This is a genomic window from Pseudomonadota bacterium (genome assembly GCA_016195085.1).
Classification (GTDB): Bacteria; Pseudomonadota; Alphaproteobacteria; order SHVZ01; family SHVZ01; genus JACQAG01.
The window spans coordinates 80,614-96,290 of sequence record JACQAG010000048.1; the positions used below are offsets into that span (position 1 = coordinate 80,614).

The 15,677-nt window shown below is 66.4% G+C and carries 12 protein-coding genes, 1 tRNA gene and 1 pseudogene; 9 read left to right on the top strand and 5 right to left on the bottom strand.

The features are described 5' to 3' along the window. Positions 1–61: 61 nt before the first annotated feature. Positions 62–1,012 (bottom strand): annotated as a pseudogene (locus tag HY058_15070) (sugar ABC transporter permease). Between the two features lie 103 nt (positions 1,013–1,115). Here HY058_15070 and HY058_15075 point away from each other — a divergent pair. Further along, the gene (locus HY058_15075; GenBank protein ID MBI3498618.1) at positions 1,116–2,021 is read left to right on the top strand and encodes a LysR family transcriptional regulator; all 906 of its coding nucleotides are present in this window, start codon (positions 1,116–1,118) and stop codon (positions 2,019–2,021) included. 143 nt (positions 2,022–2,164) lie between these two features. Here HY058_15075 and HY058_15080 read toward each other — a convergent pair whose 3' ends face one another. Next, entirely contained in the window at positions 2,165–3,463 is a 1,299-nt protein-coding gene (locus HY058_15080; GenBank protein ID MBI3498619.1) for an extracellular solute-binding protein, read from the bottom strand. 155 nt (positions 3,464–3,618) lie between these two features. Here HY058_15080 and HY058_15085 point away from each other — a divergent pair, with 155 nt between their 5' ends. After that, positions 3,619–4,767: an alanine racemase gene (locus HY058_15085; protein ID MBI3498620.1), complete on the top strand. Its 1,149-nt coding sequence runs from the start codon at positions 3,619–3,621 to the stop codon at positions 4,765–4,767. A 6-nt stretch (positions 4,768–4,773) separates the two neighbouring features. On the opposite strand, the gene HY058_15090 is transcribed toward HY058_15085, so the two are convergent. Continuing rightward, positions 4,774–6,165 (bottom strand): beta-lactamase family protein, encoded by a 1,392-nt coding sequence (locus HY058_15090; protein ID MBI3498621.1) that lies wholly within the window; start codon positions 6,163–6,165, stop codon positions 4,774–4,776. Positions 6,166–6,372: 207 nt separating this feature from the next. Here HY058_15090 and HY058_15095 point away from each other — a divergent pair, with 207 nt between their 5' ends. The 6 genes from HY058_15095 (at position 6,373) to HY058_15120 (ending at position 13,421) form a co-directional block, all read left to right on the top strand. Next, complete coding sequence (locus HY058_15095; protein ID MBI3498622.1) at positions 6,373–7,653, top strand: MFS transporter; 1,281 nt, start codon at positions 6,373–6,375, stop codon at positions 7,651–7,653. A gap of 259 nt (positions 7,654–7,912) precedes the next feature. Beyond that, the gene (locus HY058_15100; protein ID MBI3498623.1) at positions 7,913–8,530 is read left to right on the top strand and encodes a LysE family translocator; all 618 of its coding nucleotides are present in this window, start codon (positions 7,913–7,915) and stop codon (positions 8,528–8,530) included. 93 nt (positions 8,531–8,623) lie between these two features. Continuing rightward, entirely contained in the window at positions 8,624–10,855 is a 2,232-nt protein-coding gene (locus tag HY058_15105; GenBank protein MBI3498624.1) for a xanthine dehydrogenase family protein molybdopterin-binding subunit, read from the top strand. Positions 10,856–10,858: 3 nt separating this feature from the next. Continuing rightward, positions 10,859–11,335: a (2Fe-2S)-binding protein gene (locus HY058_15110; GenBank protein MBI3498625.1), complete on the top strand. Its 477-nt coding sequence runs from the start codon at positions 10,859–10,861 to the stop codon at positions 11,333–11,335. 208 nt (positions 11,336–11,543) lie between these two features. After that, positions 11,544–12,404 carry a MaoC family dehydratase N-terminal domain-containing protein gene (locus HY058_15115; protein ID MBI3498626.1) on the top strand — a complete coding sequence of 287 codons (861 nt, stop codon included), beginning with the start codon at positions 11,544–11,546 and terminating at the stop codon, positions 12,402–12,404. 213 nt (positions 12,405–12,617) lie between these two features. Continuing rightward, complete coding sequence (locus HY058_15120) at positions 12,618–13,421, top strand: hypothetical protein (GenBank protein ID MBI3498627.1); 804 nt, start codon at positions 12,618–12,620, stop codon at positions 13,419–13,421. Between the two features lie 293 nt (positions 13,422–13,714). On the opposite strand, the gene HY058_15125 is transcribed toward HY058_15120, so the two are convergent. Further along, complete coding sequence (locus HY058_15125; GenBank protein MBI3498628.1) at positions 13,715–14,620, bottom strand: N-formylglutamate amidohydrolase; 906 nt, start codon at positions 14,618–14,620, stop codon at positions 13,715–13,717. Between the two features lie 174 nt (positions 14,621–14,794). On the opposite strand from HY058_15125, the gene HY058_15130 reads away from it, so the two are divergent. Then, positions 14,795–14,869, top strand: a tRNA-Val gene (locus tag HY058_15130). A 27-nt stretch (positions 14,870–14,896) separates the two neighbouring features. Here the strand turns inward: HY058_15130 and lepB are convergent. Continuing rightward, the gene (gene lepB, locus HY058_15135; GenBank protein ID MBI3498629.1) at positions 14,897–15,655 is read right to left on the bottom strand and encodes a signal peptidase I; all 759 of its coding nucleotides are present in this window, start codon (positions 15,653–15,655) and stop codon (positions 14,897–14,899) included. Positions 15,656–15,677: the final 22 nt, after the last annotated feature.

Here is a 15,677-nt window from a genome sequence, read left to right on the forward strand (position 1 = left end):
GGACGAGAGGCGAGCGCCGGAGATGGATGAGCCAGGATGCGGCGATCGGGCTCATGGATCCCTAGAACTCCAGCTTGTCGCGTTGGCGCAAGAGCTGGGTCATGAGCGCGACGAAGGCGAGAATGATGAGGAACCACAGGACGGCGATCGCCGAGGGATAGCCCAGATCGAAGGTGTTCCAGTCGAAGGCGCGCTTGTACACATAGGTCGACACCGTCTCGGTCGACCAGAGGGGTCCGCCGCCGGTCATGATCCAAACGAGATCGAAGATCATCATCTTGCCGATGAATGACAGCACCAGGAGATTGAGGATCGTCGGCCTCAGCATCGGCACGATGATGTAGACGAGCTTGGCGAACCAGCCGCAATTGTCGAGCTCGGCCGCACCCAGCACCTCGCCCGGCAGCGCCGATAAGGCCGCCAGGAAGACGATCATGTTGAAGCCGAGCCACTTCCAGATATGCGTCGCCATCACCGACCACAGCGCGGTCGAAGGATGGCCGAGCCAGGACTGCTCCTAGGCGCCGAGCCCGAGCCAGTGCAGGAGCTGATTGGCGAGCCCCCAGTCGTAGTCGTAGATCCATACCCAGATGATGCCGACGACGACATAGGACATGAGCACCGGGGTGAACCAGACGACCCTCAGCAGCCTCCGGAAGGGCGGCCTTGCATAGAGGCAGAGCGCCAGCAAGAGACCGCCCGCCACATCGGCGATGGTGGCGACGATGGCAAAGAGCGCGGTGTTGCCGACTGCCTTCCAAAAGACCGGGTCGAGGCTGACGAGCTCGATGAAGTTGGCGAGCCCGACATAGACCTCGACACCCTGGGGCTTGATCGTATGCAGGCTGTTGTAGAAGGTCCTGACGACCGGATAGAGCATGAAGGCGCCGTAGAGCAGCAGGGCGGGTGCGAGAAAGACGAACAGCGTCCCCGGCTGGGCGCGGCGGGCGTCGACGCGCGACAGCCTCGAGCCGGCACCGAGGCGCTGGGATAGCCAAGTCCTGACCGTCATCGTCGCCTTCGGTGTCGGGGGACGGGGAACGGTCAGCCTAAGTCGCAGAATTCATTGGAGCAAATTGATTTATCGGGGCCGAATCGATAGGATAATCCTATTGATGAAAGCGACCCTCAGCCAGATCGAGGCGTTCTATTGGATCGCGCAGCTCGGCAGCTATCGCGCCGCCGCGGCACACCTCAATCTGACCCAGCCGACCGTGAGCCTGCGCATCCGCAGCCTGGAGCACGCCCTCGACATACGCCTGTTTGAGCGGGCCGGGCGCCAGGTCCGGATTACCGCCGACGGCGCGGCGATGCTGCCGGTGGCGCGGCGCATGGTGGATTTGGCCGACCAGGTGTCGGCCAAGCATGCCAACCGCGATCCGCTCCGCGGCCAGCTCCGCCTTGGCGCCCCCGCGAGCTTCGCCTTGAGCTGCATGGCCGATCTCTTGGGCGCGTTGAAGCAGCAATACCCGGAGCTGACGGTGGCGCTCACCATCGACAACAGCGTGGTCTTGCGCGAGCGGCTCAACAACCGCGAGCTCGACGTCGCCTTCGTCGTCGAACCCAAGGTCGAGCCCTATGTGCGCCTGGAGCCGCTCGGCGTCATGACCCATGCCTGGGTCAGAAGCCCGGTGCTGGCTCTGCCGGCCGATGTGGTCGAGCCCGGGGATCTTGTGCATTGCCAGGTGCTGACGCACCCGGAGCCCTCGAACCTGACCGTGCTGGTGCTGAACTGGTTCGCCTCGGCCGGTCTCGAGCCCGAGCATTTGAGCACCTGCAACGATCTCTCGGTCATCATCCGGCTGACCGCCGCCGGCGAAGGTGTGAGCCTGCTGCCGACGGCGATCATCGCGGCCGAGCTGGCCTCGGGCGCGTTGGTCACCATGAAAGCGCGGCCGGAGATCGCCCGCCCGCATCTCTATCTGGCATATCAGGCCGACAAGATCGGGCCCCGGATGAGCACGCTCATCGCCATCGCGCGCCGCGTGCTCTCGCGCTCGACCCTGCTTGCCTCCGGCTGACCCTCGCCCTCCCGCGACGACGCGGGTCCCTCCCTCTCCCGCGGTGCGGGAGAGAGGCTTAAGCCAACGCGACTCCAAGCCCCTCTCCCGCAATGCGGGAGAGGGTGCCGAGCGCGAGCGAGGCGGGTGAGGGTCTTGCCCGTTCAGCCCTTGAAGCAGGCGGTGTTCATCATCTTGACCGCCTGATCGACGGGCAAGAGGCCGCCCGGGAAGGCGCTGTTCGTCACCTGCGCGAAGCCGTCCTTGCACTGGCCTTGGACCAAGTCGCGCGGGCCGCCGACGAAATAGTCGACGCCCTTTTGCCGGTCCATGAGTTCGGTGAAGTAGGCAGCCCAGGGACCGCTGAACTCTTTGACCTCGGCCTTGATCGCGGTCTGCAGATAGACCGTTTCGATCCAGCGCTTGCCCATCTCCGGCGTCGACATCGCATTCAAGAACGCGGCGGCGAGCGGCTTATTTTTGCTGGCGGCGTTGATGGCGAAGCTGGCGCCGATCGCCGAGGTCTTGCACTGGTTGCAGGCGGCGTTGTCCATGGCCGGATACTGCATGACGCCCAAGGGGAAGTCCTTGGCCTGGCCGCCCTTGTCCTCGGGCACGAAGGCGCGGCCGGTGTACCAGCTTCCCATCGGCAGCATGAGGGCGCCCGGCTTCGTATAGAAATAGTAGTGCGACTCGCCGAGCTTGAGCGTCATGAAGTTCTTGGGGTAGGCGCCGGCATCCACCCGCTCCTTGGTCCATTTGAAGACCTCGACCACCCGCGGATCCTCGAAGGAAAGCTTGCCGGTCCACAGCTTGCGATAGTCGTCCTTGCCGAGCTTCCGCAAGAGCGCCTCGCCGATGACGTAGGCGCCGGGGAAGGGGCGGTCGCCCACACCCTGGGCGATCGGGGTCATGCCCTCGGCCTTCGCCTTCTTCACCAGATCGAGGAACTGCGCCTGGGTCAGCTGGCCATTCGCCGGCAGGCTCACGCCGAGCTTCTTCAAGAGATCCTTGTTGTAATAGATCTCGTTGGTATAGGCCTCCTGCGGCAAGCCATAGGTCTTGCCGTTATGGGTCCAGACTTGGCGCGCCCAGTCTTGGATCCGGGTCCAATCGACGAGATCGTCGAGGGGGGCGAGATAGCCGGCTTGCACGTATTCGACCCAATCCGGCTCGACATAGAGCACGTCCGGTCCTTGCCCTGCCGGCAGCGCGGTCTTGAGCGCCGCCAGGAGCGGGTTCTTCTCGTACCAGGTGATCTTCACATGCGCGCCGGGATGCGACTTCTCCAGGTTCTTCGCGGCCAATTCGCGGAAGGCGACCTTCGCATCCTCGTCGGCCTCGTGGCTCCACACCGTCAATGTCACGTCTTCGGCCAAGGCAATTTTGGGCGAGATGCCGAGACCCGCCGCCGCCGTCAGCACCGCACCGGCGATGCAGCTCCGCATGAGGTCGGTTGCCATGGTTTGCTCCCTGTTCTGCCGAGGGTTCACAGACTAGGTCCCGGTCTTGGCGGGCACTAATTGGAAACATGCGAGCGCATTGATAGGAGTTTCCTATTGGCGCGCCGATCCGCGCTCCGATTGCCAAGCTTCCGCCCATCGCCGATAGTTCGCCCATGACATTGGATAATCAGCAAACGGTTCAGGATCAGCATGCGCGGCCGAACCGGTTCGAGATCGATTTGGGTGCCATCGCCGGGTTCAGCCGCAACATCAGAAAGCTCGTGGGTCCCGACACCACGATCTTCGCCACGCTGAAGTGCAATGCCTATGGCTTCGGCCTGCTGCCGGTCGCGCGCACGGTCTTGAGCGCCGGCCTCGATGCGCTCGCCATGGTCGACCGCGCCAATGCGATCGAGCTCCGCCAAGCCGGCGTTGTCCAGCCGATCCTCGTCTATCCCGGCTCCATCGCCACCGCCGAGGCGGTCGCTGCCGTGGAAGCCCATGATCTCATCCCGACCTTGGTTGATCTCGAATCCGCGGCGATCTATTCCCGCTTCGCCACGCGCCCGCTCAAGGTCGCGGTCAAGGTCGATATCGGCCAGGAGCGGCTGGGATTCCCGGCCGAAGCGGCAGCGGAGGCGATTGCCGCCATCGGCCGCATGCAGCGGCTCCAGGTCCACATCGTGAACGCGCATCCGAACGTGCCGACGCCGCCCTCGATGGACTATCTCGAATGGCAGCTCGGCCGCTTTGAAGCGATCATGCGCCAGCTGGACAAGCGCGGCATCACGGTGCCGATCCGCATGATCGCCAGCTCGAAGATCCTCGCCATGGCGCCGCGCCTGCATTTGAGCGGCGTCGATCCCGGGCAGATGCTGTTCGGGCCGTTCAAGCAAGCGGGCGACGTGCCTTGGCCGACCCAGCGCCAAGCCTTCCGGTCGCTATCCAGCCGCCTCATCCATGTGCGCGCCATCGAGCGCAGCCAGTACCTTAAGGAAGCGCCGTTCCCGATCAAAAGCGGCATGCGCATCGGGGTCATTCCCATCGGTTCGGCCGATGGTGCCGCTGAGCTGCATGCGGGCGAGGCGCTGGTGCGCGGCAAGCGCGTGCCGGTGATCGGCGCCTCGCTCGAGCACACCCGCCTCGATCTCAGCGCCGTCAGCAATGCGGCGCTGGGCGACGAGGTGGTGCTGATCGGCGAGCAGAACGGCGAGGCGATCACCCCCGAAGTCGCCGTCGCCTTTCAGCAGCACGCCCGCGTTGCCGATCTTGCCATGGCGGTCAGGCCGAGTATTCCCAGGCGCTACATCGGACCCGACTGAGACCGGTTAGCGCTTCGCTCTCTTGCCGTAGCGCGTCTCCAGCTCGCTGGCTGCCTTCGCTTCCGGCAGGAGCTTGGTGCCGGCGAGCCAGAGCTCGCGCTGGCGGCCGCTCTGGCTCCTGACACGCCGGACCGCCTCGCCATGGCTTCCCGTGCCGCTGGCGAGTGCCACGCGGCCGCGATCGCGCCCGGTGACCTCGATCTCGCTCGCATCCTTGAAGGCATCGGGGAAACCCTCAGGCAGTCCGGGATTGACCACCACCACGCGCTCGCCGACCGGTAGCAGATCGAAGGTGCCCCACAGGCTCCACCAGCGGCCGGTCCAGCCTACGAGCCGCCTCGCGGGCGCGCCGTGCTTGGCGAAATGCCTGAGGATGTGGACGATGCCGTCCTGCCAGGGATGCGCGCGGCCATCGGCGGCATTGGTCAAGACCGAGACCGTCAGATCCTGCTCGGGGATCGTGCTGGTGCGGGTGATGTAGCCTTGGAAGCCGCCGGCATGGCCGAACCAATCCCATTCGCCGGTGGTGCCGCTGATGATGCCGAGCCCGTAATAGCGCTCGAGGGCCGAATGCGGCAGGCGCCATTGCCGGCGGATCATCTCGCGCCGGCTCGCGGGCGAGAGCACGCTCGCCTTGGCCCGGGGCGAGAGCTGGTTGAAGAAGCGGGCGAGATCGGAAGCCGTGCTGATGAAGCCGGTCGCCGCCGCCAGCGCATGGGTCGAGTTGGTGCCGGGGATGGTAACGCGGCGGCCGAGGGGCAGTTTGGTCGAATGGCCGCGGGCGAACGGCGTACCCCGGGCAATGGGCACGTCCGGCTGGGTCTCCTGGAGGCCGACCGCATCGACGATCTCGCGCTTGATCCAGGAATTATAGGACTCGCCGGTGACCGCCTCGATGACGAAGCCGGCCAGCCCATAGGCGTGGTTCGAATATTTGAAGCGCGTGTTCGGCTCCAGGATCGGCGCCACGGCGAGATCGGCGCGGAGCTCGGTGGCGTTCCGAAACGGCCGCCGGTCGGTCCACTGGCCCGCATCGGTGCCGTCGCGGATGATGCCGGCGCTGTGGGAGAGGAGCTGCGCCACGGTGGCCTTGGCCACCGCGGGATGCAGATTGCGGACATGGAGGCCTGCCGGATCGTCGAGCTTGAGCTTGCCCTGCTCGCGCAGCTTCATGATGCCGGTCGCGGTGAAGCTCTTGGAATGCGAGGCGACGCGGTAGCGGTGGCGCGGCGTCAGCGCGATGTCGCGCGCCTGGTCGGCGTGGCCATAGGCTTGTTCCAGAACGATCCGGCCCCGATACGCGACGGCGATGACGCAGCCCGGCTGCTCCGAGAGACGCATCTGGAACTCGATCCAATCGGGAATGTAGTCGAGGGCGGCGGCGAGCCATCGGTCCATGGGACGTGCTCCTGGTCGGCTGCGGGTGAGGGGGGTGGATCGGCTGGGTGTCTTCGTTCGGACGAGCATAGCGGCAGCCCGGCCAGGAGGACAAATTCGAGGGGCCCGGACCCCGCAGAGCGAATATGGACGCAACAATCGGAGCGCAGCCTTCGGCCGCGGTCTCTAGATCTGAGCCGGTTGCTTCTCTCGAAAGGGTCAGATCCCGTGCATGCCCCCACTTCGCCACCCCTGCCGCCCGCCTTCATTCGCCTCGCATGGTCCAATCTTGCCGCGCAATCGGCCGAACAGATCGGCCTTGCCGCCGCACCCCTCGTGGCCGTGCTGGCGCTGGGTGCGGGCGCCGGCGAGACCGGTCTCCTGCAGGCGGCGCAGACGCTGCCGTTTCTGCTTCTATCCCTGCCGGCTGGCATGCTCGCCGACCGCAGCTCGCGCCGGCGGTTGATGGCGGCGGCCGAAATCCTGCGTGCCTTGTCGCTGCTCGCGATCCTTGCCCTAGCGGCCCTCGGCCTCTTGAGCCTGCCGCTCCTGGCGCTTTTGGGCTTCGTTGGTGCCACGGGGACGGTCGCTTATAGCGTGGCCGCACCCTCTCTCGTGCCGGCGCTGGTACCCCGCGCCGCACTGGTCCGTGCCAATGGCCGGATCGAGCTCGCCCGCACGGCGGCGTTCGCGGCCGGGCCGGCGCTCGCCGGCACGCTGGTCGCCTGGACCGGGGCGGCACCTTCCTTCGCCTTTGCCGCAGGGCTATCGCTTGCCGCCGGGCTGCTGTTCGTGAGCCTGCCCGAGCCGCCCCGGCCGGCACCGGCGCCGCGGCACGTGCTGGATGAGATCAAGGAGGGCGGCGGCTTCGTTCTCGGCCATTCCTTGCTGCTGCCGATCTTCCTGACTCAGCTCGTCTTCAACACGGCATTTTTCGTGCTGCAAGCCGTCTACGTCCCCTATGCCGTTCATCGCCTCGGCTTGTCCGCCGCCGCCGTCGGCGCGACACTCTCCGTCTACGGAATCGGCATGGTCGCGGGCGCGCTAATGGCGCCCAGGATCAACGCCGCACTGCCCTTCGGACTGGTAATCGTCATCGGTCCCGTGGTCGGACTCGCTGCCTCGATCGTAATGGCGCTCACCATCTGGTTCCCTTCGGCCGTCTTGGCGGCGATCAGCTTCTTCCTCATCGGCATCGGTCCGATCATCTGGGTCATCAGCACGACCACGCTCCGCCAGAGTGTGACACCGCCGGGTCTCTTGGGCCGCGTCTCCGCCATCTTCATGATGGCAACCGGCGCCCGGCCCTTGGGTGCCGCCATCGGCGCGCTCGTCGGCAGCCTCTACGGCATGGAGACCTGCCTCATCGTTGCCACCGCCGGCTTCTTGCTCCAGGCGGTGGTGATCCTAACCTCGCCCGTCCTCCGCCTGGCGCGACAGCCGGATGCCGAGGCCGATGGCAGAGTGAAATCCTCACCTGCGTTGATGGGGGCGACCCCGGCCGATTGACGAGGTTCCGGGCCTCGCATACTTTCATCTCCATGAATCGATTCTTCCGCATCGCTCGGGCCCAATCGCAACGTCGTGCAAACGGCGGCGGCCCCGGCGCGTGCGGAACGGCGAGGGGCTTCGGCGCAAAGACGAGCCCTTTGAGAGCGCTCGTCTAGCTCGAGGCCTCGACCCACCTGGCAACGAAAGGCCCCGCCGATCACCCTCGGCGGGGCCTTTCGTTTTTGCCGCTCGCATCGTTCAACGCAAGGGGACAGAAATGATCGACATCGAGCTCTATCTTGCCTTCGTGCTCGCTACCAGCATCCTCATGCTCATTCCCGGCCCGAACGTGGCCCTCATCATCGCCAACAGCGTCGCTTACGGCGCGCGCTACGGCTTCTTGACCGTGGCCGGCACCAGCTCGGCCATGGTCGTGCAGCTTGGCCTGACCGCGCTCGGCATGTCGGCGGCGCTGGGCACGCTCGCCGATTGGTTCGAGTGGATCCGCTGGCTCGGCGTCCTTTACCTCGTCTATGTCGGCCTGCAGCAGTGGCGGGCGCCGGCGACCGATCTCACCCAGACGCGGCCGCAGCCGAAATCCTTCCGCGCGATCTATGCCCGCGGGCTCCTGGTCTCGCTCACCAACCCGAAGACCTTGCTGTTCTACGGTGCCTTCTTCCCGCAATTCGTGGTGGTGAACGACACCATGGCAGCCCAGATCGTCCTCCTCTCGGCCACCTTTCTCTTCCTGGCGGTGTTCTGGGATTTCGGCTGGGCGGCGCTGGCAGGGCGGGTGCGGCACCTGTTGGCCAGAAGCGGGCGGCTCAGGAACCGCATCTCCGGCGGGCTTCTGATCGGCGCCGGCATCGGCTTGGCTTTGGCGCGCCGATCCTGATTTGAGCGTTTGGGTCGGAGCCTGCCTTCTTGCTAAGCTTGAAGGCGGGCCGGCGGCCCTGATCGTCTCTGAACGTCCTTCGGCGGCGGGAGAATGCTGATGCAGATCTCAAGGCGCGATCTCTTGGCCGGCAGCGGCTCGCTCGTCGTGACCCTCGCTTTCGCCCGACATGTCGAGGCGGCGAATGCGCCGGCGGACGCCATCGGCAAGACGCTGGATCCGGCCAGGGTCGACGGCTTCCTTGCCATCGGCCGGGACGGATCAATCACCATCTACAGCGGCAAAGTCGATCTCGGCACCGGCTCCAGGGCGGCCTACCGCCAGATGGTGGCCGAGGAGCTGGACGTCGCACCCGAGCCGATCGAGCTCATCGATGGCGACACGGCACTCACTCCTGACCAGGGCGGGACCGGCGGTAGCACCGGCATATCCCAGGGCGGCGTCCAGCTTCGGCAGGCCGCAGCGACGGCGCGGGCGGCACTGCTGGCCCTCGCTGCAGAGCGCCTCAAGACGCCGGTGGAGAGCCTGGTGGTCGTCGACGGCAAGGTCGGCGCTCGTGACGGCGGCGAGACCTTATCTTACGGGGCGCTCCTCGAAGGCCGCAGTTTGGAGCTCAAGGTCGATCCCAAGGCGCCGCTCAAGGATCCGCGCCTATACAAGACCGTCGGCACGCCGATGCGCCGGCCCGATCTGCCGGCGAAGCTGACCGGGCGCCATACCTATCTGCAAGATCTCAAGCTTCCGGGGATGCTGCATGCGCGCGTCCTCCGGCCGCCCGCGATCGGTGCCAGCCTCATCGACTTCGATCCGGACTCGGTCAAGCACATCGCGGGTATGGTCACGGTTCTGCGCATCAAGGACTTCCTCGCCGTGGTCGCGGAAACGGAATGGGCCTCGGTCAGGGCGCTCCGCGAGCTGAAAGCGCGCTGGTCAGATTGGCAGGGACTACCCGAGCAGCGCGATCTCTACGCCCATGTGCGCGGCTCCGAGATCGAGCGCGTCGATGACGTGGCGAAGCAGGGCGACGTCGCGGCCGCGCTCGCATCGGCGGAGCGGGTGATCGCCGCCAGCTACCGCTGGCCGATCCAGAGCCACGCCTCGATGGGACCGTCCTGCGGCGTGGCCGACGTCAGGGACGACGGGGCGACGGTCTGGAGCGCCTCGCAAAGCACCCACCGCTATCGCGCCGCCTTCGCGCGGTTTCTGGGATTGCCGCAAGAGCGGGTGCGTCTGATTTTTCTCGATGGCGCCGGCTCCTACGGCACCAACGGCCATGACGATGCCGCGGCCGATGCAGCCCTCATCTCCCAGGCCTTGAAGCGCCCGGTTCGGGTGCAGTGGATGCGCGAGGACGAGCATGGCTGGGATCCGAAGGGCCCGCCGCATCTGCTCGAGCTCAAGGCCGGGATCGACAAGAGGGGACGGGTGGTGGCCTGGCAGGCCGATGCCTGGCTGCCGGCGGCCACCCGCGGCTTGCCGAATGTGCCTCTCATCGGGCCGATTGCCGCGGGGCGCGAGCAGCCCGTCGGCCTTTCCACTGGAATGATCGGGCAGAACATCAATCCGCCTTATGCGGTTGCCCATCAGGCGGTGCGCGTGCACTGGCTGAAGACGACGCCGCTCAGGCCGTCCAACATCCGGGCACCCGGCAAGATCGCCAATAGCTTCGCGGTGGAATCGCTCTATGACGAGCTCGCGACCGCCGCCGGCGCCGACCCGCTCGCCTTTCGCCTGGCCCAGCTCGAAGACAAGCGCGGCCGCGAGGTGCTGGAGCTGGCCGCCAATCGCTTCGGCTGGCGGCCCAAATCCGGGCGCGCGCCATCCGCGGGCGGGCCGGCGATCGGCGCCCCTACGCTCGGCTGGGGCATCGCTTATGTGCATTACAAGCTGAATGAGACCTATGTGGCGCTGGCCGTCGAGGTGGCGGTCGAGCCCTCGACCGGCGCGATCAAGGTCACCCGCGCGGTCTGCGCCCAGGATTGCGGACTCATGATCAACCCCGACACCGTCCGCGCGCGGGTCGAGGGCGGCATCATCCAGACCTTGAGCCGCACGCTCAAGGAGGAGGTCACCTTCGATCGCTCGCGGGTTACCAGCATCGATTGGGCGACATACCCGATCCTCACCTTCCCGGAAGTGCCGGTCATCGAGTGCGAGCTGATCCAGCGCCTCCAGGAAAAACCCATGGGAGTCGGCGAGGCGCCGGCGACGCCGGTGCCCGCCGCCGTCGCCAATGCCGTCTTCGATGCCGTCGGCGTGCGCCTGCGGGAGGTGCCGTTCACTCCAGAGCGCGTCAAGGCGGCTCTGCAAGCGAAAGGAGCCTGAGCCATGGCGAGCAAGATTTCGCTCGAGGTCAACGGTGCTGCCGTCGAGATCGCAGTCGACGATCCGGCGATGCCGCTGTTGTATGCCTTGCGCAACGACCTCGCCTTGAAGGGCCCGCGCTTCGGCTGCGGCCTCGGCCAATGCGGGGCCTGCACCGTCATCATCGACGGCGAGGCGGTGCGATCCTGCGTGACCACGCTCGAAGCGGCGGCGGGCCGCAAGGTCACCACCTTGGAAGGGCTCGGCAGCCCGGAGCGCCCGCATCCGATCCAAGCCGCTTTCATCGAGCACCAGGCGGCGCAATGCGGCTATTGCTCGAACGGCATGATCATGCAGGCGAAGGCGTTCCTCGACCGCAACAAGCGCCCGAGCGACGGCGAGATCCGCCAGGCGCTTGCCGACAATCTCTGCCGCTGCGGGACCCATATCCGCGTGCTGGCAGCGATCAAGCTCGCCGCCGAGCGGATCCAACGCGGCTAGTATCCTGATTGAGAGTTCGTCAGTGCATGATGAAGTTTTGGACTGCCGCCCTGCGTCCTTCGACGAGCTCAGGATGAGGCTATTCTTTCTTCCACGCCGGTCTTTCTGCCACGCACAATTCCCCTCATCCTGAGCCTGTCGAAGGACGCACGATCGACATGCAGGTGCGGATTTATCTGACGGACGTCTCGATCAGGACACGAGGATAATGTCGGTTTCCTCCGCTCCTGGGGCGGCCGATCTGAAGAGCTGGATCGGCCGGCGCGCTGAGGTCGAGGACATCGCCGCGGCATGGCCGGCCGCCGCCCTCTCGGCCACGCTCGACCGCGAGGATGCCCCGCCCGCGACGGGTGAGGCGCTGCCGCCGGGCTGGCATTGGCTCTATTTCCTGGAAGCGGTGCGGTCGAGCCGGCTTGGCGAGGATGGCCATGCCGAGCGCGGCGGCTTCTTGCCGCCGGTGGAGCTGCCGCGGCGCATGTGGGCCGGGGGACGGCTCATCTTTCACCGGCCGCTCTGCGTGGGCGAGGCGATCCGGCAAGAGTCCGAGATCCTCGCCATCGAAGAGAAAGAAGGGCGGAGCGGCAAGCTGGTGTTCGTCACCGTTCGCCATGTCGTCACCTCCGAGGGCGCGCTCGCGGTCGAGGAGGAGCACGACATCGTCTATCGCGGGGCGCCCGGCACGGCCGAGCGGGCGAAGCGATCGGAGCCGGCGCCGCCCGAGGCGGCCTGGCAGCGCCGGGTCGTGCCGGATGCGGTCATGCTCTTCCGCTTCTCTTCGCTCACCTTCAACGCTCACCGCATCCACTACGACCATCCCTATGTGACCCAGGTGGAAGGTTATCCCGGCCTCGTCGTGCACGGGCCGCTGCAGGCGATTCTGCTGCTCGATCTCTGTCGGCGGCTGGCGCCTCGGCCGGTCAGAAATTTTGCCTTTCGTGCTCTGGCCCCGGTGTTCGCCGGCGAGACCCTGACACTCCAGGGAAAACCGGCCGAAGACGGCGCTTCGGCAGCGCTTTGGGTGGCCGGGGAAGATGGCCGCCAAGCGATGACGGCGGAGGCCAGGTTCTAGAACAAACCAGCGCAAATACACGCCGACGCCCCCACCCCGGCCCTCCCCCGCGTTCGCGGGGGAGGGAGCTCAAGGGCGCTTCGGTTGCTCCCTCCCCCGCTGGAGGCGGGGGAGGGCCGGGGTGGGGGCCTCACTGGGTCCGCAATACGTGCCTGTGGATTCGTTTCAGCACATGGCCGCGGCCGCTTGAACGATGCAGGCGGGCGTGCCTAGATGCCGGCCGACATGATCGACGCCAGCCACGGGGAATCGCGCGGAGCGAAGAGCGGTCTCATTCCGCCCGATCCGATGTCGGATGCTTGCGCCCGATTCTTTCGCAGCCACGTGGAGCTCTGGCGCTTCATCGGCTTCGTCTCCGATTTGGCGCTCAGGGTCGACGACATGGCCCGCATCGCCGCCGACGCCTTGCCCCCCGGCGTTTCCGGCCGGCCGGCGGGCGGCGCTAATTCGGCGCCTGAAGGCGCCATGGCGCGGGGGCTCCGAGCGCAGCGCCACGTGTTCCTGCACATGGTGCTGGCGCGCGCGGTCGATAACTATCTCGTCTACCTGGCCGAGCTCATGTCGGCCTTGTTCGTCAACAGCCCCCAGGCGCTGGCGGCGGCCGAGCAGGTCACGCTCGCCACCGTGCTCGAGCACGACACCATCGAGGAGCTGGTGGAGGACTTGGCCCAGGAGCGGGTGGGCGAGCTCGGGCGGCAGGGGGTGGACGCGCTCGAACGCTATCTCGCCGACCGCTTCGGCTTTCAGCTGTTTCTCGCCGATGGCGAGCTCGACCGCGCGATCAGGCTGACCGAGACCCGTCGCCTGATCGTGCATCACCGGGGCTGCGTCACCAGGCGCTTCCTCAATCGCCTGCCCAACCAGCTCTACAAGCTGGGCCAGCCGCTCGAGCTCGCGATCGATCAGGTGTTCGAGGATTGCAGCTTCCTCGCCGCCTCGGTCGCCGACATCGATGTCAGGGCCGCCGATCAGTTCGATCTGTCGCGGCCGATCACCGGAACTCTGCCCATCGGCTGATGCTTGGCCGATATTGACCCCGGGCCGAAATTAACCAATCCGTGTTGCGACGCAGCAACACTGGGCCGACCGAAAGGCCCCTCGAATAGCCTAGCGGCATTGAATCAAAGGCAAAATATTCGATGTTTGACTTTGCTGCGCCGCGGTATTATCTCTGATCTTGCGGCAAGCGGGTGCCCTTCGGGGTCCGGTTGCCGTGGCCCTTCTTGGGCGTTTCCTCCCTAAACTCGGGCCGTGGTTCGCCACGGCCCGTTTTTTTTCGTGGGGGCCGCCTTTTTTGGGTGTGCAGGGGCTCAGCGATCGGCGAGCTGGCGGATGGTGAGCCGGCCCAACTCTTTCAGAACCTCGCGCATGTCGCGGGCGAGCGTCGGCAGATAGGCTGTCCGCTCGAGCGCGCGCTCGTCCATATAAAGCGCGCGGTTGATCTCGATCTGGAGAGCGTGCAACCCGTCCTGCGGGCGTCCGTAGTGCCGGGTGGTGTAGCCGCCGGCATAGGGCGCGTTGCGGACCACGCGGTAGCCCTTGGCGCGGAGCCGCGTCTCCACCGTCTCGACCACCACGGGCGCGCAGGCCGAGCCGAAGCAATCGCCCAAGACGAAGTCGGCGGTGGCGCGACCGCCATCGGTATCCGCGGGTCCGCCGGCCGAGGGGCCGGTGGCGGACGGCATGGAATGGCAATCCAAGAGGATCGAGCAGCCGAAGCGCATCGTGGTCGCCTCGACGAGACCGCTCAGGGCCGCGTGATAGGGCCGGTAGCATGCTTCGATGCGGGCCAAGGCATCGCCCACCCGGAGCTTGCGGGCATAGATGTCGTCGCCGCCCGCCACCACGCGGGCGATGGTGCCGAGCCCGGCGGCGACACGGGGAGACCGGGTGTTGGCATAGGCCGGGAGTTCGTCCTCGAACATGAGCGGATCCAGCTCATAGGGCTCCCGGTTGGCATCGACATAGACCCGGGGGAAGAGGGCGCAGAGCAGGGGCGCGCCCAAGCCCGGGGCAGCGGCGAAGATCTCGTCGACGAAGCTGTCTTCCGAGCGTCGGAGCGCCTGGCGGTCAAGCGCGCAATGGGAGAGAAAGCCCGGCGGATACTCGCGCCCGCTATGGGGCGAGGCGCAAACGAGCGGCAGGGTTTGCTCCAGCGGCGCCGAAAGCACGAAGGGCGGGAAGGCGTTGCCGGGGCCTGGCGGGATCGAATCCATCGATTCGGATTTAGATGAATCGGCCGAATCTGTCACCTGCGTCTTGGCCTAGGCCTGGATTCCCGAGGGATTCCGGGCCTAGGAGGGTGTGCTTCGGACCCAACCGCCAATTGCCAAGGACGCGTCTTTGGTGCTAAGGGTCGCCGCCGTTCGCGGCAAGACCCCTTGTGGTACGGGCGCGTAGCTCAGCGGGAGAGCACTACGTTGACATCGTAGGGGTCACAGGTTCAATCCCTGTCGCGCCCACCATTTCCCTACCTCTGGCACGCGGAAGCCTTATTCGATCCGCTGCATCATCCGCCCGAAGCGGATCATCGCCGGCCATTCCCAGGGGCGCCAGAAGGATGCACGCTCGTCGATCGAGGCATAGACGATCATGACCGGGCCGATGAGGTTCTCCGCCGGCACATAGCCGACCCCGCCCGCGTCCTCGGCATAGCGGCTGTCGAGGGAGTCGTCGCGGTTGTCGCCCATCATGAAATACTGCCCGTCGGGCACCACGAAGCGGCCGCTGGCGCTTCCATGGGCGCGCTCCAAAATGCGGAGGATGCGGTGGCGCGGGCCTTGCGGCAGCGTCTCCCAATATTCGCGCCCATGGAGCGGAGCGCCGGGGCCCGCCAATGCGAGATCGCGGATCGGCTCCAATTGCGCCGGCTCGCCATTGATCGAGAGGCTGCCGTCCCCGGCCACCTCGATCCGGTCGCCGGGTAGGCCGATCAGCCGCTTCACGTAAACTTGGGCGGTGTCCCGCGGCAGGCGAAAGACCACCACGTCGCCCCGCTCGGGCGGCCGAGCCAGGATCCGGCCGCGAAAGAGATCGAGGTCCACCGGCAAGGAGAAGCGGCTATAGCCATAGGCGACTTTGGAGACCATGAGCTGATCGCCTACGAGCAGGGTCGGTACCATGGACGGCGTGGGCACGAAATAGGTCTCCGCCACTGCCGTGCGCACCAAGAGCGCAACCGCCAGGCTCAACAGGATCGGAATGATCTCGGCTCTCGCCCTCACGCGAAACCAACCGAAGAAACGCCGCATATGCCAGGCTCCTTTGTCTCAA